The following is a 26124-nucleotide window of genomic DNA, read 5'->3' as shown; positions in this document are numbered from 1 at the left end:
TTCCGCCGTCGTACGACACTGGGGGCGTGATCCGTTACGACGCCCTGGACGCGCTGCCCGTGCGCTCCGCCCTGCCCGCCCTGACCGACGCCCTGGACGGCGCCGGCACCGCCGTGCTCGTGGCGCCGCCCGGCACCGGCAAGACGACGCTGGTGCCGCTGGTGCTGGCCGGGCTGGTCGGGGACGGTCCGGCGCGACGGGTCGTGGTGGCCGAGCCGCGGCGGATCGCGGCGCGTGCGGCGGCCCGGCGGATGGCGTGGCTGCTGGGCGAGCGGCCCGGCGAGAGCGTGGGCTTCACGGTGCGCGGGGAGCGGGTCGCCGGCCGGTGCACGCGCGTGGAGGTCGTGACGACCGGCGTGCTGCTCCAGCGGTTGCAGCGGGACCAGGAACTGGCCGGGGTGGACGTCGTCGTGCTCGACGAGTGCCACGAACGGCATCTGGACGCGGACACGGCGGCCGCCTTCCTGTGGGACGTACGGCAGGCGCTGCGGCCGGAGCTGCGTCTGGTGGCCGCGTCGGCGACCACGGACGCGGAGGGCTGGGCGCGGCTGCTCGGCGGGGCTCCGGTGGTGGAGGCGGCGGGGGTCGCCCATCCGGTGGAGGTGGTGTGGGCCCCGCCCGCCCGTCCGGTGCGGCCGCCGCACGGGATGCGCGTGGATCCGGCGCTGCTGGCCCATGTGGCGTCGGTGGTGCGGCGGGCGCTCGCGGAGCGGGACGGGGACGTGCTGTGCTTCCTGCCCGGGGTCGGGGAGATCGCGCGCGTGGCGGGACAGCTGGGCGGGCTGGGCGACGTCGACGTGCTCCAGGTGCACGGGCGGGCGCCGGCCGCCGTGCAGGACGCGGTGCTCGCACCCGGGGAGCGGCGCCGGGTGGTGCTGGCCACGTCGGTGGCGGAGTCGTCGCTGACCGTGCCGGGGGTGCGGGTGGTGGTCGACTCGGGGCTCGCGCGGGAGCCGCGGGTGGACCACGCGCGCGGGCTGAGCGGTCTGACGACGGTACGGGCGTCGCGGGCGGCCGGGCGGCAGCGGGCGGGCCGGGCCGGGCGTGAGGCGCCGGGGGCGGTGTACCGGTGCTGGTCGGAGGCCGAGGACGGGCGGCTGCCGGCGTTTCCGGCGCCGGAGATCAAGGTGGCCGATCTGACCGCGTTCGCCCTTCAGGCGGCGTGCTGGGGCGATCCGGACGCCTCGGGGCTGGCCCTGCTGGATCCACCGCCGGGCGGGGCGATGGCGGCGGCGCGCGCCGCGCTGGCGGCGGTGGGGGCGGTGGACTCCGCCGGACGGGCCACGGAGGTCGGGGGGCGGTTGGCCCGGCTGGGGGTGCACCCTCGGCTCGGGCGGGCGCTGCTCGACACCTCCGGCGCGGGTGCCGAGGTGGTCGCCCTGCTCTCCGAGGAAGTGCCCCGGGAGTACGGCGATGATCTCGCGGGGGCCCTGCGGCGGGCGCGGCGTGGGGGTGACGCGTACGCGGAGCGCTGGGCCGCTGAGGTGCGGCGGCTGCGGGCCCTGTCGAGGGAGCTTTCCCACCCGGCGGAGCCTTCCCATCCGGTCGGGCTTTCCCACTCGCCCACGCGGGACCGTCGGCGGGACGGCGCCGGCCCGGCCGGAGCCGTCGGGGTGGCGGGTGGTGGTGAGGAGCGGCTTGTCGGAGTCGTGGCTGCGCTGGCCTTTCCCGAGCGGGTCGCCAGGCTCGACGGAGGGTCGTACCTCATGGTGTCCGGGACACGGGCCGAGCCGGTGGACGGGTCGGCGTTGCGCGGGGCGCCCTGGATCGTCGTCGCCGTCGCCGACCGGCCCGCCGGGAAAGGCCACGCGCGCGTGCGGATCGGCGCCGCGGTGTCCGAGGACGTCGCCCGGGCCGCGGCCGGGGCGCTGCTGACGGAGCGGGACGAGGTGCACTGGGCCGACGGGGACGTCGTGGCCCGGCGCGTCGAACGGCTGGGCGCCGTGGAGCTGGCCGTACGCCCCCTGAAGGAGGTCGAGCCCGGTCTGGTGCGCGCCGCTCTGCTGGACGGGCTCCGGCAGGACGGGCTCGGGCTGTTGCGCTGGGCGCCGGAGGCGGTCGGGCTGCGGCAGCGGCTGGCGTTTCTGCACCGGCATCTCGGTGCGCCCTGGCCGGACGTGTCGGACGAGGCGCTGCACGCGCGCGTGGACGAGTGGCTGGAGCCGGAGCTGGGCCGGGCCCGGCGGCGGGCCGATCTCGGGCGGATCGACGCCGGGCAGGGGCTGGCGCGGCTGCTTCCGTGGGCGAGCGGGGACGCCGCGCGGCTGGAGGAGCTGGCGCCCGAACGGATCGCCGTACCGAGCGGGTCCAGGATCCGGATCGACTACGCGGACCCCGAGCGCCCGGTGCTCGCGGTGAAGCTCCAGGAGATGTTCGGCCTGGAGGAGACGCCGGTCGTCGCGGGTGTGCCGCTGCTCGTGCACCTGCTCTCGCCCGCCGGGCGGCCGGTCGCCGTGACGGCCGATCTCGCGTCCTTCTGGAAGGACGGTTACAAGGGCGTACGGGCGGAGCTGCGCGGCCGGTATCCCAAGCACCCTTGGCCGGAGGACCCGGCGACCGCGGAACCCACGCGGCACACCAACGCGCGGCTCAGGCGCTGACCGGTTCGGCTTCCGCGCGCGGTGCGGAGTCCGCCGGGTCCCGGGGGCGCCGGCCGCGTGCCTCCAGGTAGAGGGACAGGGACAACAGCAGCAGGCCGAGGAGCAGCGAGCCCCGGGGGACGTACGCGGTGAGCGTCAGGACGAGGGTGCGGTTGTGCCTGACCAGCGCGACCGTGTGCTCGATGTAGTCCTCGCGCATCTTCACGTGCCCGGCGAACGCGGTGACCCGGTCCCGGCCGCCGAGCAGGGTGCCGCCGCGCAGCTCCTCCCGGTGGATCTCCTCGCCGTAGACGGGCGCCCCGGTGACCGGCTCGACCCAGAACCGGCGGACGGTGGTGTACCAGCGGGTGGTGCCCGTCCTCGCCACCGACTCGGGGGTGATGCCCTGCACGGGCATGGCCTTCGGGAAGGGCACCTTGGTCCAGGGGACGGTCTGCTCGAAGACGTAGACGGTCAGTCCGCGGAAGGTCCGGGTGCCCTCGTAGTGGATGGGGCGGGTGGTGCGGGTCTGCGCGTCGAAGTACTCGTAGTCCCGTTTCCGGGTGAGGAAGGGCCATTTGAACTCGATGCCGTCCCGCCTGACCGGGTCGCCGTCGACCATCTCGCCGGTGGCGTGCACCGGGTCCTGGCTGTGGGCGTCGAAGATGTAGCGCTCGGGTATCCGGGAGACCATCCTGCCGTCGGGGCCCTGGACGTAGGAGAGGCCGTCCCAGACGACGACCGGCCGGCCCGCCGCCTTCCCGATCCTGCGCGCGGCCGCCGTGTCGCCCTTGAGGGTCTGCACGATGGTGACCTTGGAGACCTTCTTCGCGCGCATGGTGCCGTAGTCGAGCAGGGTGGCGTCCTTCGCCTCCAGGACCATGTCCTGGTACTGGTTCGCGGGGATCCTGGCCAGGCGCGGGAAGGCGTACCAGCGCAGCAGCGGGGACAGCGCCGCGCAGAACACGGCACAGGCGAGCAGGACCAGGCTGGCCTTGCGGCGCATTCCGGCCTCCCTCCCGGACGGGCCCGGTCACGGGTGCGCGGGCACGGTCGTCAGCAGCGGCTTGGGGGATGTGGGGCCCGTCGGCGCGCCCGTCGCGCAGATCGTGAGGACCAGGGCGAACGCGAGGGCGAGACCGGTCGCGGCGGCGATGAGGGCGCGCATGCGGGGCCTCCCGGCGGAGCGTTCCTGATGGTGTGTCAGATCCGGCACCGTAGCAACGGGCGGGCGAGATGAGAACAGCGCTGCACGCACGAGCGAGGGCGCCCTCCCCGCCGGTGCGGAGAGGGCGCCCTGGAGCCGCCGGTCAGGACGAGGCGGAGGGAGACGGGGACGCGGTCGGAGTCGGAGTCGGGCTCGGGCTCGGGCTCGGGCTCGCCGAGGTGTCGTCCGCGGAGACCTTCAGCTCGACGGTGAGCGTGCCGCCGCCGGGGGTGGTGATGCGGAGCAGGAAGGTGCCGGTGGTGTCGTCCGCGTACAGCTTCGGCAGGGTCAGCAGGCCCTTGGCGTCGGTCGTCAGGCCGGTCAGGGTGCGAACGGGCTTGCCGTGGGCGTCCTTGAAGTACGGGCCCTTGTCGTTCTCCGTGGGGTCGTCGGTGGACTTGATCAGGGTGGCGGTGGCCGCCACCCGGTCCGCGACGGCGCCCTTGTACGTCGCCTTCACCTGGACCTGGTCGGCGAACTCGCCGCCCGGGGTGCAGGTCAGGTCGGTGTCGCTGGTGCGGGCCAGGGTGTCGGCGACCCGCTCGGTGACGGTGGCGGTGTAGGCGACGCCCCTGACCGCGCGGCCCACGACGGTGGCGACGACCTTGAAGTCGCCGGTCTTCCGGCCCGCTTGGAGCGCCGGAGCCTTGGCCACCCCGTGGGCGTCGGTGACAACCGTGGCGACGGTCTCGCCGCCGGTGAAGGTCGCGTCCGTGTCCCCGGCGATGGTGAACCTGACCCTGACCTTGCCGACGGACGCGCCGGCCTTGGTCTCGGCACGGGTGGCGATCTGCTCGGTGAAGGCGTCGCCGGTCCGCGCGGTGAGCTTGCCGGTGCCCGCGTCCGTCAGGTGGTCCACCGTGTCGGTGGGGGTCTGCGGGGGCGTCGGGACCGGCTTCGGGTCCGGCTTGGGATCCGGCTTCGGGTCCGGCGCCGGCTTCGGGTCCGGCTTGGGATGCGGCTTGGGGGCCGGCTTCCCGCCGTGCGGCTCCGAGGACTTCGGGGACTTCGTGTGCGGGGTGCCGCTGCCGCTGTCGCTGCGGTGGGACGGGACGTCGCCGGTGCCGTCGGGCACGGAGTGGGTGCCCTTGCGGTAGTACTCCATCCACGACAGGACGGTGTTCAGGTAGTCCTGCGAGTTGTTGTAGCTGAGGATCGCGCTGTGCAGGCCGGCCGTGCTGGACAGGTCCCAGTCGTTGCGGCACAGGTAGTGGCCGGCGGCGAGGGCGGCGTCGTAGACGTTGTTGGGGTCCTTCTTGCCGTCACCGTTGCCGTCGCGGCCGGCCCAGGCCCAGGTGGACGGGATGAACTGCATGGGGCCGATGGCCTGGTCGTACTGGCTGTTGCCGTCGTACGCGCCGTGGTCGGTGTCCTTGATGAGCGCGAAGCCGTTGCCGTCGAGCACCGGGCCGAGGATCGGGCGGAGCGTCGTGCCGTCGGCGTCCACGCGCCCGCCGCGCGCCTGGCCCGACTCCACCTGGCCGATCGCGGCGAGGAGTTGCCAGGGCAGGTTGCAGCCGGGCTTGGCGGTGCGCAGTTCGGCCTCCGCCTTCTTGTACGCGTCGAGGACCGTGGCCGGGATGCCCGCCTCGCCGGTTCCGGTGCCGTGAGGCAGGCCGGTGGTCGGCGAGGGGCTCGGCTTGGGGCTGTGCAGCGGGGGGAGGTCCGTGTAGTACGGCGAGTTGCCGGTGGCGTTGTCGTCGGAGGTCCGGTCCGGTACCGGGGTGGAGGCGCCGGCGGTCGTCTGTCTGCCGTGGTCCTCGCCGGTCGCTCCCGGAGCCTGGGACGCGGAGAGAGCCGCTACCGCCGCCGCGGCCACCGCTGTGGTCGCCGCTCCCTTGCGCAGCCGCCTGCCGAAGTGCGCCGCCATAGAGTGAACCCCTCCCGTGGACGTCCGTGCGTCCGTCTTCCGCCTGTCTGCCTCGCTCTGGTGTGACGGTTGACGTGGTGCTGTGGTTGCCCCTGTTTCCGTGCCTCCCGCGGGGGCCCAGGTGACCCTACGACAACTTGGTTGACACGGACAGCCATTCCTGCCCGATTTTCACCAGTTGGCCAACTTGTCGTTGCCATGCGTGTGTGGACCGCCGTCCCATATGCCGGACGGCCCGATGATCAACGGTTGGGGGCGCGGGGCGCGTTGGCGGGCGGGGTGCTTCCGTGCGCCGGCGCGGGGTCAGGCTCCGGGGTCCGGTTCCGACGGCCGGGCAGCGGCCGGCCGCTCGCCGAGCGACGCGACGAAGACGGTCACGGTGGGCCGGGGGCGGGAGCGCGGGACGAGCGTGAGGGCGAGCGCGAGATAGCCGCGGGCCAGGTCGGCCCACTGCTGCCAGTCGGGTCTGCGAACCGCGCGGAGGGGGCGGCGCAGACCGGCGGCGGCCCGGCGGACGGTCGCGGCGCGGTCGGCCGGGATGCGGGCGGTGCTCGCGTCGGCCGCGAGGGCCGCCACCGGCGAGGCCGGCAGGGCCCACGCCGAGGCGGTGTCCGCCCAGGCCCGGGTGACTGCCTTGGGCGTCCGGCGGTGGAGCATGCGTATACCCATGCCCGCAGTGTTGCGGCTGCGGACGCCCCGGGGCGTTTTGACGGGGGCCACGTGAGTGAAGCCCCCTCCGCGGGTCCGGCCGGTTGGGAGGCGGGGGTGGCAGTCCGGGCGGTTGTGTGGTGCGGGTAGGGGTCCGGCCGGTTGTGGGGTGCGGGCGGGGCTCGGCGGGGGGCTCGGCGGGGGGCTTGCCCACGCACCAAAGGGCCCCGCGCGGGGGCCGGGGCCCGGGGGTGGAGGCGGGGCCCGCACCCCCGGGCTGAGGCGCCGCAGGTCAGTGTGCGGCGGACTCCCAGTCCGGGCCCACGCCGACCGAGACGTCCAAGGGGGCCCTGAGCTGGACCGCGTTCGCCATTTCGCGGCGGACGATCTCCTCCGCGGCCGCCCGCTCGCCGGGGGCGATCTCCAGCACGATTTCGTCGTGGACCTGGAGGAGCATGCGGGACTTCAGGTCCGCCGCCCGCAGGGCGCTGTCCACCTTGAGCATGGCGATCTTGACGATGTCCGCCGCCGTGCCCTGGATGGGCGCGTTGAGGGCCATGCGCTCGGCCGCCTCCCGCCGCTGGCGGTTGTCGCTGTTGAGGTCGGGGAGGTACCGGCGGCGGCCGAAGAGCGTCGCCGTGTAGCCCGTGGCCCGGGCCTCGTCGACCGCCCGGCGCAGGTAGTCGCGGACCCCGCCGAAGCGCTCGAAGTAGGCGTCCATCAGGGCGCGGGCCTCCGCCGCCTCGATGTTCAGCTGCTGGGAGAGGCCGAAGGCGGACAGGCCGTACGCCAGACCGTACGACATCGCCTTGATCTTGCGGCGCATCTCCGCGTCGACCGCGGCCGGCTCGACGCCGAACACCTGGGAGGCGGCCGTGGTGTGCAGGTCCTCGCCGGAGGTGAACGCCCGGATCAGGCCCTCGTCCTCGGAGAGGTGGGCCATCACGCGCAGCTCGATCTGGCTGTAGTCGGCCGTCATCAGGGACTCGAAGCCCTCGCCGACCACGAAGCCCCGGCGGATCGCCCGGCCCTCGTCCGTGCGGACCGGGATGTTCTGGAGGTTCGGGTCCGTGGAGGAGAGACGGCCGGTCGCGGCCACCGTCTGGTTGAAGGTGGTGTGGATACGGCCGTCGCCCGCGATGGTCTTGATCAGGCCCTCGACGGTGACCCGCAGCTTCGCCTGCTCACGGTGCCGGAGCATGATCACCGGCAGCTCGTTGTCGGTCTGGGTGGCGAGCCAGGCCAGGGCGTCGGCGTCGGTGGTGTAGCCGGTCTTGGTCTTCTTCGTCCTGGGCAGGGCCAGCTCGCCGAAGAGGACCTCCTGGAGCTGCTTGGGCGAGCCCAGGTTGAACTCGTGGCCGGCGGCCGCGTGGGCCTCCTTCACGGCCTGCTGCACGGCGCCCGCGAACATCTGCTCCATCGCCTCGAGGTGCGCGCGGTCGGCCGCGATGCCGTGCCGCTCCATGCGGGCGAGCAGCGCGGAGCTGGGCAGCTCCATGTCCCGCAGGAGGTCCGCGGCGCCCACCTCCTCCAGACGGGCCTCGAAGGCCTCGCCGAGGTCCAGCACCGCGCGGGCCTGGATCATCAGGGCCTCGGCCTCCGCGCCCTCGTCCGTGCCGAAGGCGAGCTGGCCGTCGGCCGCGGCGGCCGGGGCCAGCTCGCGGTGCAGGTACTCCAGGGAGAGCGCGTCCAGGTCGAAGGAGCGGCGGCCCGGCTTGACCAGGTACGCGGCGAGCGCGGTGTCCATGGTCACGCCCTCGACGCTCCAGCCGTGCTCGGCGAAGACGCGCATGGCGCCCTTGGCGTTGTGGAACACCTTGGCGCGGCCGGCGTCGGCCAGCCAGGCGGCGAACGCGTTCTCGTCGGTCTGGTCCAGCTCGGCGGGGTCGAACCAGGCGGCCGCTCCCCCGGCCGCGGCGAGCGCGACCTCGGCGACCGAGCCGGCGCCCAGCGCCCAGGTGTCCACGGTGGCGACGCCCAGGGTGCCGGTGCCGTGCTCGGCGAGCCAGCCGGCCAGCTCGCCGCTGCCGAGGATCGCGCCGTCCAGCTCGATGCCGTCGGCGGCGACCGGGGTGGTCTCCGCCTCCTCGGAGCTGGGGTCGACCGCGAAGAGGCGCTCGCGCAGCGACGGGTTGCGGATCTCCAGGGTGTCCAGGATCATCGCGACGGCCTTGCGGTCGTACGGCGCCCGCTCCAGGTCGGCGACGGTCTTGGGCAGCTCGACCTGGCGCTCCAGCTCGGTGAGGACGCGGTTGAGCTTGACGGCCTCCAGGTGGTCGCGGAGGTTCTGCCCGGCCTTGCCCTTGACCTCGTCGACCCGCTCGACCAGCTCCGCGAAGGACCCGAACTGGTTGATCCACTTCGCGGCGGTCTTCTCGCCGACGCCGGGGATGCCCGGCAGGTTGTCGGACGGGTCGCCGCGCAGCGCCGCGAAGTCCGGGTACTGGGCGGGCGTCAAGCCGTACTTCTCGAAAACCTTCTCCGGGGTGAACCGGGTCAGCTCCGAGACGCCCTTGGTCGGGTACAGCACGGTGATGTGGTCGGTGACCAGCTGGAAGGAGTCGCGGTCACCGGTGACGATCAGCACCTCGAAGCCCGCGGCCTCGGCCTGGGTGGCGAGGGTGGCGATGACGTCGTCCGCCTCGAAGCCGTCGACGGCGAAGCGCGGCGCGTGCATGGCGTCCAGCAGCTCGCCGATCAGCTCGACCTGGCCCTTGAACTCGTCCGGGGTCTTGGAGCGGTTCGCCTTGTACTCGGTGAAGCGCTCGGAGCGCCAGGTCTTGCGGGAGACGTCGAAGGCCACCGCGAAGTGCGTGGGCTCCTCGTCACGCAGGGTGTTGGCCAGCATCGACGCGAAGCCGTAGATCGCGTTCGTCGGCTGGCCGGTCGCGGTCGTGAAGTTCTCCGCGGGCAGCGCGAAGAACGCGCGGTAGGCCAGCGAGTGCCCGTCCATGAGCATCAGCCGGGGACGGGTGCCGCCGGGGGTCTTGTCGGTCTGCTTCGGTGCTGTCTCTGCCACGTCCCCGATCCTGCCACGCCGCACTGACAGTCCGGGCCGCTCGGCTCCGGCGGCTGTGAGGGGCGCCACAGGACCGGCGGACCGGCGGCGGCCCGGAGCGCGAGTCCACCGGTGCGGCGGGCAAGGGTTCCGGTCCCCGCACGCCCGCCCGGGCCCGTTGTCGGTGCCTCGTGGGAGGATCGTCGGCGTACTTCTCACACCCAGCCGAAGGGGAGCGGGCGATGGCGACGAAGCCGCCCAAGGGAGACCCGGTTCAGGACGCGCCGCAGGTCGCGGAGCCGAAGCATGCGGCCGCCGGGCTGCCGGCCATCGGGCACACCCTGCGCATCGCCCAGCGGCAGATGGGTGTGAAGCGCACCGCGCTGACGCTGCTGCGCGTGAACCAGAAGGACGGCTTCGACTGCCCGGGCTGCGCCTGGCCGGAGCCGGACCACCGGCACAAGGCGGAGTTCTGCGAGAACGGCGCGAAGGCGGTGGCCGAGGAGGCCACCCTGCGCCGGGTCACCCCCGAGTTCTTCGCCGCGCACCCCGTCGCCGACCTGGCCGGCCGGAGCGGGTACTGGCTGGGGCAGCAGGGCCGGCTGACCCACCCCATGTATCTGCCCGAGGGCGGGGAGCACTACGAGCCCGTCACCTGGGAGCGTGCCTTCGACATCATCGCCGAGGAGATCGCCGCCCTCGGCTCCCCCGACGAGGCCGTCTTCTACACCTCGGGCCGCACCAGCAACGAGGCGGCGTTCCTGTACCAGCTCTTCGCGCGCGAGCTGGGCACGAACAACCTGCCGGACTGCTCGAACATGTGCCACGAGTCGTCCGGCTCGGCGCTGAGCGAGACCATCGGCATCGGCAAGGGCAGTGTCCTGCTGGAGGACCTGTACAAGGCCGACCTGATCATCGTCGCCGGCCAGAACCCGGGCACCAACCATCCGCGCATGCTGTCGGCGCTGGAGAAGGCCAAGGCGAACGGGGCGCGGATCATCAGCGTCAACCCGCTGCCCGAGGCGGGCCTGGAGCGGTTCAAGAACCCGCAGACCCCGCAGGGACTCCTCACGGGTGCCGCGCTCACCGATCTGTTCCTCCAGATCCGCATCGGCGGCGACCAGGCCCTCTTCCGGCTCCTCAACAAGCTGGTGCTGGAGACGGAGGGCGCGGTCGACGAGGAGTTCGTCCGCGACCACACCCATGGCTTCGAGGAGTTCGCCGAGGCGGCCCGGGCCGCCGACTGGGACGAGACGCTGACCGCGACCGGCCTCACCCGCGCGGAGATCGAGCGGGCGCTCGCCATGGTGCTCGCCTCGAAGCGGACCATCGTCTGCTGGGCGATGGGGCTCACCCAGCACAAGCACGCCGTGCCGACCATCCGCGAGGTGGTCAACTTCCTGCTGCTGCGCGGCAACATCGGCCGTCCGGGTGCCGGTGTGTGCCCAGTGCGCGGCCACTCGAACGTGCAGGGCGACCGCACGATGGGCATCTTCGAGCGGCCCGCGCCGGCCTTCCTGGACGCGCTGGAGAAGGAGTTCGGGTTCGCCCCGCCGCGCGAGCACGGTTTCGACGTGGTCCGGGCGATCCGCGCGCTGCGCGACGGCACGGCGAAGGTGTTCTTCGCGATGGGCGGCAACTTCGTCGCGGCCTCCCCCGACACGGAGGTCACCGAGGCCGCGATGCGGCGCGCGCGGCTGACGGTTCATGTGTCGACCAAGCTGAACCGCTCGCACGTCGTCACGGGCGCGCGTGCGCTGATTCTGCCCACGCTGGGGCGCACCGAGCGGGATGTGCAGGCCGGCGGCGAGCAGTTCGTGACGGTCGAGGACTCCATGGGCATGGTGCACGCCTCGCGCGGCCGGCTGGCGCCGGCGGGTCCGCGGCTGCTGTCCGAGCCGGCGATCGTGTGCCGGATGGCCCGCCGGGTGCTGGGCGAGCGGAGTGTGGTGCCGTGGGAGGAGTTCGAGAAGGACTACGCGGCGATCCGCGACCGCATCGCGCGGGTGATCCCCGGTTTCGAGGACTTCAACGCGCGCGTGGCCCGGCCCGGCGGCTTCACGCTGCCGCACGCCCCGCGCGACGAGCGCCGTTTCCCGACGGCGACCGGCAAGGCCAACTTCACGGCAGCGCCGGTGGAGTTCCCCGAACTGCCCGCGGGGCGGCTGCTGTTGCAGACGCTGCGCTCGCACGACCAGTACAACACCACGATCTACGGGCTCGACGACCGCTACCGGGGCATCAGCAACGGCCGCCGGGTGGTGCTGGTGAACCCGGAGGACGCGCGGGCGCTCGGGGTCGCCGAGGGGGCGTACGTCGACCTGGTGAGCGAGTGGCGGGACGGGGTGGAGCGGCGTGCGCCCGGTTTCCGGGTCGTGCTCTATCCGACGGCCCGGGGATGCGCGGCGGCGTACTACCCCGAGACCAATGTCCTGGTGCCGCTGGACGCGACCGCCGACACCAGCAACACCCCGGCCAGCAAGTCCGTCGTCGTACGCCTGGAGGCGCGCACGGAGGACGGCCGCGAGGCACGTGCGGAGGACGGCCAGGCGCGCGCGGAGGGCCGTCTGGAACAATCAGCGACCGACTGAGCGTTTGCTCAGCGCCGCGATGTGAGAGCCGTACGACGAACGGAGCAGGGCCGATGGGTGAGCAGCAGCAGGTGAAGTTCCCGCAGGAGGTCCTCGAGGAGTACGCCGCGCTCGGCGTCGACCTCCCGGCCCTGTTCTCGGCCGGGCACCTGGGCACCCGGATGGGTGTGCAGATCCTGGAGGCCTCGGCGGAGAAGGTCGTCGGGACCATGCCGGTAGAGGGCAACACCCAGCCGTACGGCCTGCTGCACGGCGGCGCCTCCGCGGTGCTGGCGGAGACCCTGGGGTCGGTCGGCTCGATGCTGCACGGCGGCAGCTCCAAGATCGCGGTCGGTGTGGATCTCAACTGCACGCACCACCGCGGGGTCCGCTCGGGCCTGGTGACCGGCGTGGCCACGCCCGTGCACCGGGGCCGGTCCACGGCGACGTACGAGATCGTGATCAGCGACGAGGAGGGCCGCCGGGTGTGCACGGCCCGGCTGACCTGCCTGTTGCGGGATGTGCGTCCGCAGGACGGCGACCGGGCGAGCGCCTCGGCCTGACCCCCGCCGCACCCCGCCGCACGGGCCCGGTACCGCTCCCCAACAGGAGCCGGACCGGGCCCTTTTGGCTGGGGAATTTCTCTTTTCCGGGTGTAACACTCCGTAACGTGCGTGCAATACACACGGCCTTCTCCTCTGCAAAGATGCGCCCTTATGGATCTTTCTGGAGCGCGCGGAAATTCCGCCAAACCGGCCGAGACCTTCCTGGCCGGAAGTCAGGCGTCCACGTCGTCATAACAAGAAAGTCACAAGGAAGCGCACGGCGCTGCCCAGGTCTCCACACCGGGCTTAGAGTCACGGCCAGTCACCGCTCCAACGGGAGTTCGGTACCGGCGCGGCACCCGCTGACCCTTCAGGGGACTGGTGTGCCTGCGGAAAGGATCGATTGTGCGACAGCGTTCTCTGGTGATTCTTACCTCCGTGCTGACCACCGGAGCTCTGACTCTCACCGCCTGCGGCTCCCGCAACAGCGACGGCAAAGGCAGCGGCGACAACGGCAACGTGACGGTGACGATCGGCGTCGACGCCCCGCTGACCGGCCAGAACTCCGCCACGGGCCTCGGCATCCAGTACGGCGCGCAGATCGCCGTGGACGACGCCAACAAGAACAAGACCGTCCCCGGCGTCACCTTCAAGATCAAGGCCCTGGACGACAAGGCAATCCCGGCCACCGGCCAGCAGAACGCCACCCAGCTCGTCTCCGACAAGAGCGTCCTCGGCGTGGTCGGCCCGCTCAACTCCGGTGTGGCCACGCAGATGCAGCAGGTCTTCGCCACCGCCAACCTGGTGCAGATCTCCCCGTCCAACACCGCCCCGGAGCTGACCCAGGGCAAGGACTGGCAGACCAAGAAGTCCCGTCCGTTCAAGACGTACTTCCGCACCGCGACCACCGACGCCCTCCAGGGTGCGTTCGCCGCGGACTACGCCTTCAACGGCCTGCACAAGAAGAAGGCGTTCGTCGTCGACGACAAGCAGACCTACGGCGCCGGCCTCTCCAAGATCTTCAAGGAGCAGTTCGCCAAGCAGGGCGGCAAGGTCATCGGCACCGACCACGTCAGCGTCGGCGACCGCGACTTCTCCACCCTGGTCACCAAGATCAAGAACTCGGGTGCCGACCTGCTGTACTACGGCGGCCAGTACGACGAGTCCCAGGTGCTGACCAAGCAGCTCAAGGACGCCGGGGCCAAGATCCCGCTGTTCGGCGGCGACGGCATGTTCACCCCGACCTACATCAAGACCGCCGGCAAGGCCGCGGAGGGCGACCTGGTCACCTCCATCGGTGTCCCGGTCGACACCCTGCCCGCCGCCAAGGACTTCGTCAGCGCCTACAAGGCCAAGAAGTACCCCGGTGACTACGGCACCTACGGCTCGTACGCCTACGACGCCACCACCGCCATCATCAAGGCCGTCGGCCAGGTCGCGAAGGACGGCAAGCTCCCGGACGACGCCCGCTCGAAGGTCGTCGACGCCGTCCAGAACACCTCCTTCGACGGCATCTCCGGCAAGATCTCGTTCGACCAGTTCGGCGACACCACGAACAAGCAGCTGACCGTCTACCAGGTCACCAACGGGGAGTGGAAGTCCGTCAAGAGCGGCCTGGCCAACCCGAAGTAACGGGTCCGGCCGACCGAGGCACCGACGGCACCACCGCACCACCAGGGCCGCGCGGCACTGACCACCGTCACCGCGCGGCCCGTCCGTTCCCTTCCCCTTGACTCTCCCCACCACATGGAGGCCATGCGGTGAACACCCTGCCGCAGCAGCTGGCCAACGGGCTGTTCCTCGGCTCGATGTACGGGCTGATCGCCATCGGCTACACGATGGTGTACGGCATCGTCCAGCTCATCAACTTCGCCCACGGCGAGATCTTCATGACGGGCGGCTTCGGCGCCCTCACGGTCTATCTCGCCCTGCCCGACGGCATATCCATGTGGATAGCCCTGCCCGCGATGCTCCTCGGCGGCGCGCTGATCGCCGTACTGATCGCCGTGGGCGCCGAGCGCTTCGCCTACCGGCCGCTGCGGGGCGCGCCACGGCTCGCCCCGCTGATCACGGCCATCGGCCTCTCGCTCGCCCTCCAGCAGCTCGTGTTCAACCTCTACCCGAACGCGAAGACCGCCCGGGTGTTCCCGCAGCTGCCGTTCGGGCCGTACCACCTCGGCTCGGTCACGGTGCAGAGCGGTGACGTCTTCCTGATCATCGCCGCGCCGGTCTGCATGGCGATCCTCGCCTTCTTCGTCCGCCTCTCCCGCACCGGCCGCGCCATGCAGGCCACCGCGCAGGACCCGGACACCGCGCAGCTGATGGGCATCGACACCAACCGCATCATCGTGATCGCGTTCGCCATCGGCGGCCTGTTCGCGGCGGTCGCGGGCACGGCGTACGGCCTCAAGTACGGCTCGGTCTCCTACGACATGGGCTTCCTCGCCGGCCTCAAGGCCTTCACCGCGGCGGTCCTCGGCGGCATCGGCAACATCTACGGCGCCATGCTCGGCGGTCTCGTGCTCGGTCTCGCCGAGGCCATGGCCACCGCCTACATCTCCGACGTCCCGGGCATGCACCAGCTGGGCGGCATGAGCTGGGCCCCGGTGTGGGCCTTCGTCCTCCTGATTCTCGTACTCCTCTTCAGGCCACAGGGCCTGCTCGGCGAACGCGTCGCGGACAGGGCGTGAGCAGCATGACCGACACCACCACCCAGGCCCCCGCCGAGCGCGGTCCGATACCGCTGCCGCCCCTGGCCGCCCGGCTGCTGATCACGGCCGGCGCCGTCGGCACCATCGCCAGCACCTTCCTCAGCTGGACCTGGACGCCCGACTTCCCCGGCGACCTGACCATCTACGGCTATCCGGCCGGTCTGCAAATCCTGGCCCTGGTCGCCGGCGCGCTGACCCTGCTGTACGGGCTCACCCTGTGGAACGTGAAGGGGCTGGGCTGGCTCAACCCCTCGGGCGCCACCACCCCCGTCGTCCTGACCAGCCTCTCCGCGTTCGCGGTCTGCTGGTTCACCGGCCTCGCCATCGCCGTCGACCTCGGCGGTCTGGTCAACCTGGAGCCGGGCGGCTTCGTGGCCATGGCGGCCTCCGCGCTCCCGCTCATCGGCGCCCTCGCCCTGCCCCACCCGGCGCCGGGCACCGGCATCAAGGGCTATCTCACCAAGCCCGACCAGCCGCACCACGGCAGCCTGTCGCCGCTCGCGGAGCGCGCCGCCGTCACCGTCGGCACCGCCCTCGGCCTGGTGGTCTTCACCTACGGCATCGGCATCAACGACGACGACAGCGAGACCTTCATCGGCTTCCTGCTGGTCCTGGTGTTCGCCGCCTGGGGCCTGGTGCACGCGGGTCTCCTCGACCGCTACGCGGCCATGTCCGCCCGGCACCGGAGCTTCGCCACCACGCTCGCCTTCGTGGCCGCCGTGATCTTCCCGTTCACCCAGAGCGACGACCACAACGCCAACATCGGCGTGAACATCCTGATCTTCGCCACCGTGGCCCTCGGCCTGAACATCGTCGTCGGTCTCACCGGTCTGCTCGACCTCGGCTACGTCGCCTTCCTCGGCGTCGGCGCCTACGCGGCCGCGCTGGTCTCGGGCTCCGAGTACTCGCCGTTCGACGTCCACTTCCCCTTCTGGGCCGCCGCGCTCACCGGCATGGCCGCCTCGCTGGTCTTCGGTGTGCTGATCGGCGGTCCCACGCTGCGGCTGCGCGGCGACTACCTGGCCATCGTGACCCTGGGCTTCGGAGAGATCTTCCGGATCACCGTCAACAGCCTGGACGGCGACTCCGGACCGAACGTCACCCGCGGCCCCAACGGCATCACCCAGATCCCCGACATCAACATCTTCGGGTTCAACCTGGGCGACGCCCACCAGATCGGCTCGTTCACGCTCGGCCGGTTCGCCAACTACCTGTTCCTGATGCTGATCATCACGGCCGTCGTCGTGCTCGTCTTCACCCGCGCCGCCGACTCCCGGATCGGCCGGTCCTGGATCGCCATCCGCGAGGACGAGACCGCCGCCACCGCCATGGGCATCAACGGTTTCCGCGTCAAGCTCATCGCCTTCGCCCTCGGCGCCTCCCTCGCGGGTCTCGCCGGAACCGTGATGGCCCACGTGAACTACAGCGTCAACCCGCAGCCCTACCAGTTCGCCGGTGCCGCCCCGCCCAACTCGGCGTTCCTGCTGGCCGCCGTCGTCCTCGGCGGCATGGGCACCGTCAGCGGCCCGCTGCTCGGCGCCAGCCTGCTCTATCTGATCCCGGAGAAGCTCCAGTTCATGCAGAACTACGAGCTGCTGGCCTTCGGTGTCGCGCTGATCCTGCTCATGCGGTTCCGGCCGGAGGGCATCATCGCCAACCGCCGCCGTCAGCTGGAGTTCCACGAGACCGGCCAGCTCGACGTACCCCAGCAGGCGACGCTGTCCGACGAAGCGGCCGTCACCAAGGCAGGGGCGTGAGGAACCATGACGACACCTGTACTCGAAGCCCGTGACGTCACCATGCGGTTCGGCGGCCTGACCGCCGTCCGGTCCGTCGACTTCACGGTCAACAGCGGCGAGATCGTCGGCCTGATCGGCCCCAACGGCGCCGGCAAGACGACGTTCTTCAACTGCCTCACCGGTCTGTACGTCCCCACCGAGGGCACGGTCGCCTACCAGGGCAAGGTGCTGCCGCCCAAGCCGCACCTGGTGACGCAGGCGGGCATCGCCCGTACCTTCCAGAACATCCGGCTCTTCGCCAACATGACGGTTCTGGAGAACGTCCTCGTGGGCCGCCACACCCGCACCAAGGAGGGGCTGTGGTCGGCGCTGCTGCGCGGCCCCGGCTTCCGCAAGGCGGAGAAGGAGTCCGAGGCGAAGGCCATGGAACTCCTGGAGTTCGTCGGCCTGGCCGGCAAGCGCGAGCACCTCGCCCGCAACCTGCCCTACGGCGAGCAGCGCAAGCTGGAGATCGCCCGGGCGCTGGCCAGCGAGCCGGGGCTGCTGCTGCTCGACGAGCCGACGGCCGGCATGAACCCGCAGGAGACCCGGGCCACCGAGGAACTGGTCTTCGCCATCCGGGACAAGGGCATCGCCGTCCTCGTCATCGAGCACGACATGCGCTTCATCTTCAACCTGTGCGACCGGGTCGCCGTCCTCGTCCAGGGCGAGAAGCTGGTCGAGGGCACCTCGGACGTCGTCCAGGCCGACGAGCGGGTCGTCGCCGCCTACCTGGGCGAACCGTTCGAGGGCGACCCGGGTACGGCGGAGGCCGCCGAGGTCGAGGCCGCGGAGGCCGACGCCGCCACGGAGAGCACGAGCACCACCGAGGGAGAGGCCCCGTGACCGCACTGCTCGAGGTCGAGGACCTCAGGGTCGCCTACGGCAAGATCGAGGCCGTCAAGGGCATCTCGTTCAGCGTCGAGGCCGGCCAGGTCGTCACCCTCATCGGCACCAACGGCGCCGGCAAGACGACGACCCTGCGCACCCTGTCGGGTCTGCTGAAGCCGGTCTCCGGAAAGATCGTCTTCGACGGCAAGCCGCTCGCCGGCATCCCGGCGCACAAGATCGTCGCCCTGGGGCTCGCGCACTCCCCCGAGGGCCGGCACATCTTCCCGCGCCTGACCATCGCCGAGAACCTCCAGCTCGGCGCCTTCCTCCGCAAGGACAAGGACGGCATCGAGAAGGACATCCAGCGGGCCTACGACCTCTTCCCGATCCTGGGCGAGCGGCGCAAGCAGGCCGCGGGCACCCTCTCCGGCGGTGAGCAGCAGATGCTGGCGATGGGCAGGGCACTGATGTCCCGGCCGAAGCTGCTGATGCTGGACGAGCCGTCCATGGGCCTGTCGCCGATCATGATGCAGAAGATCATGGCGACGATCGCGGAGCTGAAGTCGCAGGGGACGACGATTCTGCTGGTCGAGCAGAACGCCCAGGCGGCGCTCTCCCTGGCCGACCAGGGCCATGTCATGGAGGTGGGCTCGGTCGTCCTGTCGGGCAGCGGCCAGGACCTGCTGCACGACGAGTCGGTACGCAAGGCGTACCTGGGCGAGGACTGAGAAGAACGCCGGCTTCCCCGCGCCTCGGCAGGGGCGCGGGGAATCATCGGTCAGCCCTTCTTCGCGGCCTTCTTCTCCTGGCTGTCCGCGATGACCGCCTCGGCGACCTGCTGCATCGACATCCGGCGGTCCATGGAGGTCTTCTGGATCCAGCGGAACGCGGCCGGCTCGGTCAGGCCGTACTCGGTCTGGAGGACGGACTTCGCGCGGTCGACCAGCTTGCGGGTCTCCAGCCGCAGGGTGAGGTCGGCGACCTCCTTCTCCAGCTGGCGCAGCTCGGTGAAGCGGGAGACGGCCATCTCGATGGCCGGGACGACGTCGCTCTTGCTGAACGGCTTGACCAGGTAGGCCATGGCGCCGGCGTCGCGGGCCCGCTCCACCAGGTCGCGCTGCGAGAACGCGGTGAGCATCAGAACCGGGGCGATGGACTCCTCGGCGATCTTCTCGGCCGCGGAGATGCCGTCCAGCTTGGGCATCTTCACATCCATGATCACCAGGTCCGGCCGGTGCTCACGGGCCAGCTCGACCGCCTGCTCACCGTCCCCGGCCTCGCCGACGACGGTGTACCCCTCCTCCTCCAGCATCTCTTTGAGGTCGAGCCGGATCAGGGCCTCGTCCTCGGCGATGACGACACGGGTCGTCAGCGGAGGCACGTGCGACATCTCGTCGTCGGGCGCGTCTGCGGGCTGGGGCGACTCGGCGGTCACGGGGGCTCCTCGTTCAGGGGCAGGGGTACTGCTGACAAGAGCCTACCTAGCTACGGTATGGTGGACGCGCGGAGGGTCGGGGGAAACCTTGGATTCTGCGAGCCCCGGTAGCCCAATTGGCAGCAGGCAACGGATTCAAAACCCGTACAGTGTCGGTTCGAGTCCGACCCGGGGCACTTTTCCTTGGATCCCAAGGTCAGCACTTCTTGCGGGCCCCTCTCGAAGAGGGGCCCTTTTCGCGTTCACTTCGGGCTGTCGTCCTCGCCGATGTGATGCACCCGGACCATGTTGGTCGAGCCGGAGACCCCGGGCGGTGAACCCGCCGTGATGACCACGACATCGCCCTTGCGGCACCGGCCGTAGCGCAGCAGCAGCTCGTCCACCTGGGCCACCATGGCGTCCGTGGAGTCGACATGGGGGCCGAGGAAGGTCTCGGCGCCCCAGGTCAGGCTGAGCTGGGAGCGGGTGGCCGGCTCCGGGGTGAAGGCGAGCAGCGGGATCGGCGACCGGTACCGGGACAGCCGGCGGGCCGTGTCTCCCGACTGGGTGAAGGCCACCAGGAACCGCGCCCCGAGGAAGTCGCCCATCTCGGCGGCGGCCCGGGCGACCGCGCCGCCCTGGGTGCGGGGCTTGTTCCGCTCGGTCAGCGGGGGCAGACCGGCCGCCAGCATGTCCTCCTCGGCCGCTTCGACGATCTTCGCCATGGTGCGCACGGTCTCGACCGGGTACTTGCCGACGCTGGTCTCGCCGGACAGCATCACCGCGTCCGCGCCGTCGAGGACCGCGTTGGCCACGTCGGAGGCCTCGGCGCGGGTCGGCCGGGAGTTCTCGATCATCGAGTCGAGCATCTGGGTGGCCACGATGACCGGCTTGGCATTGCGCCTGGCCAGCTTGACCGCGCGCTTCTGCACGATCGGCACCTGCTCCAGCGGCATCTCCACCCCGAGGTCGCCGCGCGCGACCATCAGCCCGTCGAAGGCGGCCACGATGGAGTCGAGGTCGGCGACGGCCTGCGGCTTCTCGATCTTGGCGATCACCGGGAGGCGGCGGCCCTCCTCGGCCATGATGCGCTGCACGTCCCTGGCGTCGTCGCCGCTGCGGACGAAGGAGAGGGCGATGACGTCGAAGCCGGTGCGCAGCGCCCACCGCAGGTCGTCCTCGTCCTTCGGGGAGAGGGCGGGGACGGAGACGGCGACGCCGGGGAGGTTGAGGCCCTTGTGGTCGGAGACCATGCCGCCCTCGACCACCACCGTGCGCACCCGGGGGCCGTCGACGGCGGTCACCTCCAGGCAGACCTTGCCGTCGTCGACGAGGACGCGCTCGCCGGGGGTGACGTCGGCGGCGAGACCGGCGTAGGTGGTGCCGACCTGGTGGCGGTCGCCCTCGACGCCCTCCTCGACGGTGATGGTGAAGGTGTCCCCGCGTTCAAGGAGTACCGGTCCTTCGCGGAAGCGGCCGAGGCGGATCTTCGGACCCTGAAGGTCGGCGAGGATTCCCACGCTGCGGCCGGTTTCGTCGGCCGCTTTCCGTACGCGCTGATAACGCTCCTCGTGTTCGGCGTAGGTGCCGTGGCTGAGGTTGAAACGGGCGACGTCCATTCCGGCTTCGACCAGTGCCTTGATCTGGTCGTACGAGTCGGTGGCGGGCCCCAATGTACAAACGATCTTTGCTCGGCGCATGAGTCGAGCCTATGGCTTACCCGCGGGTAGAGAATCGGCACCGTATGTCCACTCAACAGACTCTGGGTAAAGGCTTATTGACAAGTGTTGAATTGGGCGACAGCCCGCTCCTTTGAGCGATTTCCCGGTTTCTCGTTCTAGAGGTCGAACAGACGGACGTCCACGGCGTCGGCGATCGCTTTCGCGCCGGCGTCATTGACGTGCAGACCGTCGCCGCTGTCGAATTCCGGGCGGATCCGTTCGGGCTGCTCCGGGTCGGCGACGGCGGCGGCCACGTCCACCACCGCGTCGAACGGGTTCCGGTCGCTGAGCAGCCAGGCGTTGACCTCGCGCCGCGCGGCCTGGCCGGCTTCGGTGTCGTACCCCTCGTAGACCGTGCCCCGGTACGGGCCGATGGTGGAGCCGATCACGGTGAGGCCGGCGGCCCGCAGGCGCTCGGCGAGAGCGGTGAGCCCGGTGATGAGGTCGGCCGCGCCGGCGCCCTCGGCGGGTGCGGGGAAGGCGCGGAAGCCGGGCATGCCGAGGTCGTTGAGGCCGATGTGGATCAGGACATGGCTCACCCCGGGCACCGCGAGGACATCTCGGTCGACGCGGCTGAGCAGGCGCTCGCCGATCTCGTCGGTGAGCAGGCGGTTGCCGGCGATGCCCTGGTTGACGATCCAGCCGCGGCCGAGCCGGCGGCCGAGCTGCGCGGGGAAGCTGCCGTCCCGGCCGGGCGTGGTGCCCGTGCCCTCGATCCAGGAGTCGCCGAAGGCCACCGCGATCCGGGTGCCCTCGGGCGCCCGTACATCGGCGCCGATGCCGAAGTGGCCGGTCGGCACCTCCTCGGCGTCGCGCAGCCGCGCGGCGGACGCCTGGTCGCCGGGGGCCGCGTGGCCGGTGTCGTAGGGCACCATCGAGAAGGTGGTCAGGCCGGTGTCACCGGGCAGATAGAGGCTGACGGCGAGTTCCTGGCCGGCGGTGACGGCACGCTCGACCGGGTCGCTGACGGTGTCCTCGCCCGCCGGGATCGTGACGGTGGCGGACCCGGCGAAGGTGAGCGCGGTGTCGGTCGCCGGGTCGATGCCGTGGCCGGCGGCGCGGGTGGCGAGGCGGGCGGCGCCGATCTCCAGGGGCTCCTTGCCGTAGCGGTTGCTGAGCGTGATCCGCACCGCCTCCCCTCCCCCGGCGAGCCGCAGATACTGACGGAGGGTCTGTCCGGCGAATCCCCGACTCGGGGCCAGCGCGGAACTCTCGTACGGGCTGACGGCGGCGGCACGGCGGGCGGCGATCCAAGTCGTGTTCATGGCAGCCCCCAACACCGCCGGGCGGCTCGTTCTTCCGGTATGGCCGGCTTTCTCACCTCCCGTCGGTCAGCGGGGTCAGCCGCTTCGCCTGCCGGGCCTGCGGAACCCGGGGTTCCTGGTGAAGTCCGAAGGTGGTGAAGGCGGTTCGGACCGGCAGCGGGTACGGCTCCTTGCCGGTGAGCGAGTTGAGGATGCTCGCGCTGCGCCAGGCGGCGAGGCCGAGGTCGGGCGCGCCGATGCCGTGGGTGTGCAGCTCGGCGTTCTGGACGTAGACCGCGCCGGTCACGGAGGGGTCGAGGACCATCCTGAACTCCTCGTCGATGCGCGGGCGTTCGCTGCTGTCCCGGCGCATGTAGGGGTCGAGTCCGGCGAGGATGCGGCCGAGGGGGCGCTCGCGGTAGCCGGTGGCGAGGACGACGGCGTCGGTGGTCAGCCGGGAGCGGCTGCTCTGCTGGAGGTGTTCCAGGTGCAGTTCGATCCGGGTGGTGGCGATCCGGCCGGCCGTACGGACCCGGACCCCCGGGGTGAGCACGGCGTCGGGCCAGCCGCCGTCCAGGGTGCGCCGGTACAGCTCGTCGTGGATGGCGGCGACGGTGTCGGCGTCGATGCCCTTGTGCAGCTGCCACTGGGCGGCGACCAGCCGGTCCCGGACGGGCTCGGCGAGGGCGTGGAAGTAGCGGGTGTAGTCCGGGGTGAAGTGCTCCAGGCCGAGCTTGGAGTACTCCATCGGTGCGAACGCCTCGCTGCGGCCGATCCAGTGCAGCTGCTCCCGGCCGGCCGGGCGGTGGCGCAGCAGGTCGAGGAAGATCTCGGCGCCGGACTGGCCGGAGCCGACGACGGTGACATGCCCGGCGGCGAGCAGGGCGGCGCGGTGGCCGAGATAGTCGGCGGCGTGGATCACCGGGACGCCGGGGGCGTCCACGAGGGGCTGGAGCGGGTCGGGCACATGGGGTGCGGTGCCCACGCCCAGGACGACGTTGCGGGTGTAGGTACGGCCCAGGGCCTCGGCCTCGCCCTCGCTGTCGAGCTGGGTGAAGTCGACCTCGAAGACGTCCCGTTCGGGGTTCCAGCGGACGGCGTCGACCTGGTGGCGGAAGTGGAGTCCGGGCAGCTGCTGCGCGACCCAGCGGCAGTAGCCGTCGTACTCGGCACGGTGGATGTGGAAGCGCTCCGCGAAGTAGAAGGGGAACAGCCGGTCGCGGCCGCGCAGGTAGTTCAGGAAGCTCCAGGGGCTGGTGGGGTCGGCGAGGGTCACCAGGTCGGCGAGGAACGGCACCTGGATGGTGGCGCCCTCGATGAGCAGGCCGGGGTGCCAGTCGAAGCCGGGGCGCTGCTCGTAGAAGACGGCGTCGAGTTCGGCGAGCGGGTGGGCGAGGGCGGCGAGGGAGAGGTTGCACGGCCCGATGCCGATGCCGACCAGGTCACGGGGGGACTCGGGCTCGTGCCGTGGGGGGTGGGTCATCTGAGGGGGCTTCCTTCGACGGGTGGTTCCACAAGGTCTTCGGCGGGCTCTACGACGGGCTCTGCGGCGGCTTCTGCGGCGTGTTTCCCGACGAGTTCGAGGAGGTGGGCGAGGTCGGCCGGGCGGGTGTGGGGGTTGAGGAAGGTGGCCTTGAGCCAGAGCCGGCCGTCGAGGCGGGCGCGGCCGAGGACGGCCCGGCCCTCGTGCAGCAGCGTGCGGCGTACGGCGGCCACGTCGGCGTCGGCGGCCGCGTACGGCCGGAACAGGACCGTGCTGATCACCGGCCGGTCGTACAGCTCGAAGCCGGGGTCGTCCTGGACCAGGGCGGCGAACTCCCGGGCGCGGGCGCAGACCTGGTCGACCAGGGCGCCGAGTCCGCGGCGGCCCAGGGTTCTCAGGGTGACGGCGATCTTGAGGATGTCGGGGCGCCGGGTGGTGCGCGGGGAGCGGGCCAGCAGGTCGGGGAGGCCGGCCTCGGTGTCGTCGTCCGCGTTCAGATAGTCGGCGCGCTGGTGCAGGGCGGCGAGTTCGCGGGGGCGGGCGACGGCGAGGAGCCCGGCGGCGACCGGCTGCCAGCCGAGCTTGTGCAGATCGAGGGTGACGGTGTGGGCGGCCTCCAGCCCGGCGAGCTTCTCCCGGTGCCGGTCGCTGAAGAGGAGGCCTCCGCCGTAGGCGGCGTCGATGTGCAGCCGGGCGCCGTGCGCGGTGCACAGCCCGGCGATCTCGGGCAGCGGGTCGATGAGGCCGGCGTCGGTGGTGCCGGCGGTCGCGGCGACCAGCAGCGGGCCGGAGAGGACGGTGAGGGCGGCGTCGAGGGTGGCGGGGTCCAGGGTGCCGCCGGGAGTCGGGAGGACGACCGGGTCGGGCAGGCCGAGCAGCCAGGCGGCGCGCGGCAGCGAGTGGTGGGCGCCGGCCCCGCAGACCAGCCGGACGCTGCCGCCGTGCGCCTCGCGGGCGAGCAGCAGGGCGAGCTGGTTGGCCTCGGTGCCGCCGGTGGTGACCACCGCGTCGGCCAGCCCGGCCTGCCGCGCCAGGGCCCGGGTGACCTCGGCCTCCAGGACGGAGGCGGCCGGGGCCTGGTCCCAGGAGTCCAGCGAGGGGTTGAGGGCGCTGACGGCGAGGTCGGCGGCGGTGGCCACGGCGAGGGGCGGGCAGTGCAGATGGGCCGCGCACAGCGGGTCGGCGGGGTCGGCGGCGCCCTCGGCGAGGGCGTGCACCAGGGTGCGCAGGGCGTCGGGGTCGCCGTCGTCCGGCAGGACGTCCCCGAGGGCGTCGGCGACGCGCGCGGCGACGGCCTGCGGTCCGCCCGCGGGCAGCGGCCCGCCGCGCGCCCGGCCGCCGGCGGCGAGCGCGTCCAGCACGGTGCCGAGCAGCGGCCGCAGTGCGTCGGGGCCGCCGGGGCCTGCGGCGAGGGGCGGGATGGACAACGGCTCTCCTGCGCTCATGGACCCTCCTCGGGCGGGGTGCGGGGCTCTGGGCGTACGGCCGGAGTTCCAGCTTGTACCGGTAGTGGAGCGCACGTCCCGAAAGTCCGGCGAACAGAACCCGAAAGTGGGTATTCCCGTACGGGGAAAACGCGTTGGGGCGGTGGTGTGCGTGTGGACGATCGACGTGCCCGGTGAGCGGGTGCTGGTGCGGGAGCTGGGCCCGGCGGACGAGGGGCCGCTGCTGAGGCTGTTCGAGGAGTGCGAGGACTGGTTCCTGGCGGCGACGGGGCTGCCGTCCGGGCCGGGCGATGTGCAGGGCCTGTACTACGCGCTGCCGGAGGGTGCGAGCCCCGACGACAAGGTGCTGCTGGTGCTGGAGCGGGACGGGGTGGTGGCGGGCGTGGTGGACGCCGTACGGAACCATCCGGAGCCGGGCGCGGTGGCGGTGGGGCTGTTCCTGCTGGCCCCCTGGGCGCGGGGCCGGGGGCTCGGCCGGCTGCTCGCCGCGTCGCTGCTGGCCCGCGCCGGGGACACCACGACGGTGACGGCGACGGTGCCCCCCGGCTGGCCTTCCGGCGAACGCTTCCTGGAGCGGCTGGGGTTCAGCCTGGACACCGGCTCGCCACCCCAGGAGGAGCCGGGCAACCGCCGCCCAGGCCCGCGCGAGGGGCGCGTACGCCGGGCGGTACTGCGCCGGGCGGCGGCCTAGCGGGACGGTGCCCTAGCGGGGCGGTGCCCTAGCGGGGCGACGGCCTAGCGGGACGGTGCCCTAGCGGGGCGGGGCCCTAGCGGGGCAGCGCCCCCGGGCCCCGTGCGAAGGGCGCGTACACCGGGCGGTACTGCGCCGGACGGCGCCCTCGGGAGAGGCCGCGCAGGGGGCGGCACCCTAGCGGGGCGGCGTCCCCGGGAGAGGGCGCGCAGGGGCGGTCTTCCAGGAGTACGGCCGCTCACTGCTGCCTTGGCTCGCGGGCCGCGACGACGGAGCCCTGCCGCTGCACCGCCGCGGCCTCGGCCAGGCCACGCGCCGGGCCGGGCGGCGTGCCGGGCCGGGCGGCGTGCCGGGCCGGGCGGCGTGCCGGGCCGGGCGGCGTGCCGGGC

Annotated in this window: 19 protein-coding genes and 1 tRNA gene; 10 read left to right on the top strand and 10 right to left on the bottom strand. The window is 72.1% G+C overall.

What is annotated here, in order from left to right; genetic code table 11:
• Positions 1–26 precede the first annotated feature (26 nt).
• The gene (hrpB, locus tag ACFVIU_RS15975; protein WP_385843054.1) at positions 27–2600 is read left to right on the top strand and encodes an ATP-dependent helicase HrpB; all 2574 of its coding nucleotides are present in this window, start codon (positions 27–29) and stop codon (positions 2598–2600) included.
• Here hrpB and ACFVIU_RS15970 read toward each other — a convergent pair.
• From ACFVIU_RS15970 to polA, 5 genes are all read right to left on the bottom strand, one after another.
• Positions 2590–3585 carry a DUF3068 domain-containing protein gene (locus tag ACFVIU_RS15970; protein WP_385843053.1) on the bottom strand — a complete coding sequence of 332 codons (996 nt, stop codon included), beginning with the start codon at positions 3583–3585 and terminating at the stop codon, positions 2590–2592. The genes hrpB and ACFVIU_RS15970 overlap by 11 nt on opposite strands.
• Before the next feature lie 27 nt (positions 3586–3612).
• On the bottom strand, positions 3613–3747 hold the full coding sequence (locus tag ACFVIU_RS15965) for an SPW_0924 family protein (RefSeq protein WP_385843052.1): 135 nt from the start codon (positions 3745–3747) through the stop codon (positions 3613–3615).
• Between the two features lie 142 nt (positions 3748–3889).
• The gene (locus tag ACFVIU_RS15960) at positions 3890–5656 is read right to left on the bottom strand and encodes a lytic transglycosylase domain-containing protein (protein ID WP_385843051.1); all 1767 of its coding nucleotides are present in this window, start codon (positions 5654–5656) and stop codon (positions 3890–3892) included.
• Between the two features lie 303 nt (positions 5657–5959).
• The gene (locus ACFVIU_RS15955) at positions 5960–6325 is read right to left on the bottom strand and encodes a hypothetical protein (protein ID WP_385843050.1); all 366 of its coding nucleotides are present in this window, start codon (positions 6323–6325) and stop codon (positions 5960–5962) included.
• 271 nt (positions 6326–6596) lie between these two features.
• Positions 6597–9323: a DNA polymerase I gene (polA, locus tag ACFVIU_RS15950; protein WP_385843049.1), complete on the bottom strand. Its 2727-nt coding sequence runs from the start codon at positions 9321–9323 to the stop codon at positions 6597–6599.
• A 221-nt stretch (positions 9324–9544) separates the two neighbouring features.
• On the opposite strand from polA, the gene ACFVIU_RS15945 reads away from it, so the two are divergent.
• From ACFVIU_RS15945 to ACFVIU_RS15915, 7 genes are all read left to right on the top strand, one after another.
• Positions 9545–11893: an FdhF/YdeP family oxidoreductase gene (locus ACFVIU_RS15945; RefSeq protein WP_385843047.1), complete on the top strand. Its 2349-nt coding sequence runs from the start codon at positions 9545–9547 to the stop codon at positions 11891–11893.
• A gap of 53 nt (positions 11894–11946) precedes the next feature.
• A complete protein-coding gene (locus ACFVIU_RS15940; protein ID WP_385843046.1) occupies positions 11947–12435 on the top strand; it encodes a hotdog fold thioesterase in 489 nt (162 codons plus the stop codon).
• A gap of 387 nt (positions 12436–12822) precedes the next feature.
• The gene (locus ACFVIU_RS15935) at positions 12823–14049 is read left to right on the top strand and encodes a branched-chain amino acid ABC transporter substrate-binding protein (RefSeq protein ID WP_385843044.1); all 1227 of its coding nucleotides are present in this window, start codon (positions 12823–12825) and stop codon (positions 14047–14049) included.
• A 128-nt stretch (positions 14050–14177) separates the two neighbouring features.
• Positions 14178–15107, top strand: a complete 930-nt coding sequence (locus tag ACFVIU_RS15930; RefSeq protein ID WP_385843043.1) for a branched-chain amino acid ABC transporter permease — start codon at positions 14178–14180, stop codon at positions 15105–15107.
• A gap of 5 nt (positions 15108–15112) precedes the next feature.
• On the top strand, positions 15113–16885 hold the full coding sequence (locus ACFVIU_RS15925; RefSeq protein ID WP_385843303.1) for a branched-chain amino acid ABC transporter permease: 1773 nt from the start codon (positions 15113–15115) through the stop codon (positions 16883–16885).
• 6 nt (positions 16886–16891) lie between these two features.
• Positions 16892–17752 carry an ABC transporter ATP-binding protein gene (locus ACFVIU_RS15920; RefSeq protein WP_385843042.1) on the top strand — a complete coding sequence of 287 codons (861 nt, stop codon included), beginning with the start codon at positions 16892–16894 and terminating at the stop codon, positions 17750–17752.
• Complete coding sequence (locus tag ACFVIU_RS15915) at positions 17749–18465, top strand: ABC transporter ATP-binding protein (RefSeq protein WP_385843041.1); 717 nt, start codon at positions 17749–17751, stop codon at positions 18463–18465. Before ACFVIU_RS15920 ends, ACFVIU_RS15915 begins: the two co-directional genes overlap by 4 nt.
• Before the next feature lie 50 nt (positions 18466–18515).
• Here ACFVIU_RS15915 and ACFVIU_RS15910 read toward each other — a convergent pair whose 3' ends face one another.
• Positions 18516–19127 carry an ANTAR domain-containing response regulator gene (locus ACFVIU_RS15910; RefSeq protein ID WP_385843302.1) on the bottom strand — a complete coding sequence of 204 codons (612 nt, stop codon included), beginning with the start codon at positions 19125–19127 and terminating at the stop codon, positions 18516–18518.
• Between the two features lie 146 nt (positions 19128–19273).
• Here ACFVIU_RS15910 and ACFVIU_RS15905 point away from each other — a divergent pair.
• Positions 19274–19348 (top strand) — tRNA-Leu (locus ACFVIU_RS15905).
• A gap of 66 nt (positions 19349–19414) precedes the next feature.
• Here the strand turns inward: ACFVIU_RS15905 and pyk are convergent.
• The 4 genes from pyk to ACFVIU_RS15885 form a co-directional block, all read right to left on the bottom strand.
• Positions 19415–20851 (bottom strand): pyruvate kinase, encoded by a 1437-nt coding sequence (gene pyk / locus ACFVIU_RS15900; protein ID WP_385843039.1) that lies wholly within the window; start codon positions 20849–20851, stop codon positions 19415–19417.
• 137 nt (positions 20852–20988) lie between these two features.
• On the bottom strand, positions 20989–22137 hold the full coding sequence (locus ACFVIU_RS15895; RefSeq protein ID WP_385843038.1) for a GDSL-type esterase/lipase family protein: 1149 nt from the start codon (positions 22135–22137) through the stop codon (positions 20989–20991).
• A gap of 52 nt (positions 22138–22189) precedes the next feature.
• Positions 22190–23599, bottom strand: coding sequence for a lysine N(6)-hydroxylase/L-ornithine N(5)-oxygenase family protein (locus tag ACFVIU_RS15890; RefSeq protein WP_385843037.1), 1410 nt, complete (start codon positions 23597–23599; stop codon positions 22190–22192).
• Positions 23596–25026 carry a pyridoxal phosphate-dependent decarboxylase family protein gene (locus tag ACFVIU_RS15885; protein WP_385843301.1) on the bottom strand — a complete coding sequence of 477 codons (1431 nt, stop codon included), beginning with the start codon at positions 25024–25026 and terminating at the stop codon, positions 23596–23598. The genes ACFVIU_RS15890 and ACFVIU_RS15885 overlap by 4 nt, the downstream gene beginning before the upstream one ends.
• Positions 25027–25195: 169 nt before the next feature.
• Between ACFVIU_RS15885 and ACFVIU_RS15880 the strand changes: the two genes are divergently transcribed.
• Positions 25196–25735, top strand: coding sequence for a GNAT family N-acetyltransferase (locus ACFVIU_RS15880; RefSeq protein ID WP_385843036.1), 540 nt, complete (start codon positions 25196–25198; stop codon positions 25733–25735).
• The last annotated feature ends 389 nt before the right edge of the window (positions 25736–26124 follow it).

This window comes from Streptomyces sp. NPDC127190 (genome assembly GCF_042672505.1).
In the GTDB taxonomy this organism is placed as follows: domain Bacteria; phylum Actinomycetota; class Actinomycetes; order Streptomycetales; family Streptomycetaceae; genus Streptomyces.
This window is presented reverse-complemented; position numbering and strand designations above follow the sequence as displayed.

Excerpts from the sequence above, each read along its gene's own strand:
- ACFVIU_RS15920 (WP_385843042.1), top strand. The coding sequence starts at position 16,892 with ATGACGACACCTGTACTCGAAGCCCGTGACGTCACCATGCGGTTCGGC.
- ACFVIU_RS15910 (WP_385843302.1), bottom strand. The coding sequence starts at position 19,127 with ATGTCGCACGTGCCTCCGCTGACGACCCGTGTCGTCATCGCCGAGGAC.
- ACFVIU_RS15945 (WP_385843047.1), top strand. The coding sequence starts at position 9,545 with ATGGCGACGAAGCCGCCCAAGGGAGACCCGGTTCAGGACGCGCCGCAG.
- pyk (WP_385843039.1), bottom strand. The coding sequence starts at position 20,851 with ATGCGCCGAGCAAAGATCGTTTGTACATTGGGGCCCGCCACCGACTCG.
- ACFVIU_RS15940 (WP_385843046.1), top strand. The coding sequence starts at position 11,947 with ATGGGTGAGCAGCAGCAGGTGAAGTTCCCGCAGGAGGTCCTCGAGGAG.
- ACFVIU_RS15965 (WP_385843052.1), bottom strand. The coding sequence starts at position 3,747 with ATGCGCGCCCTCATCGCCGCCGCGACCGGTCTCGCCCTCGCGTTCGCC.
- ACFVIU_RS15895 (WP_385843038.1), bottom strand. The coding sequence starts at position 22,137 with ATGAACACGACTTGGATCGCCGCCCGCCGTGCCGCCGCCGTCAGCCCG.
- ACFVIU_RS15960 (WP_385843051.1), bottom strand. The coding sequence starts at position 5,656 with ATGGCGGCGCACTTCGGCAGGCGGCTGCGCAAGGGAGCGGCGACCACA.
- ACFVIU_RS15955 (WP_385843050.1), bottom strand. The coding sequence starts at position 6,325 with ATGGGTATACGCATGCTCCACCGCCGGACGCCCAAGGCAGTCACCCGG.
- ACFVIU_RS15970 (WP_385843053.1), bottom strand. The coding sequence starts at position 3,585 with ATGCGCCGCAAGGCCAGCCTGGTCCTGCTCGCCTGTGCCGTGTTCTGC.
- ACFVIU_RS15925 (WP_385843303.1), top strand. The coding sequence starts at position 15,113 with ATGACCGACACCACCACCCAGGCCCCCGCCGAGCGCGGTCCGATACCG.
- ACFVIU_RS15890 (WP_385843037.1), bottom strand. The coding sequence starts at position 23,599 with ATGACCCACCCCCCACGGCACGAGCCCGAGTCCCCCCGTGACCTGGTC.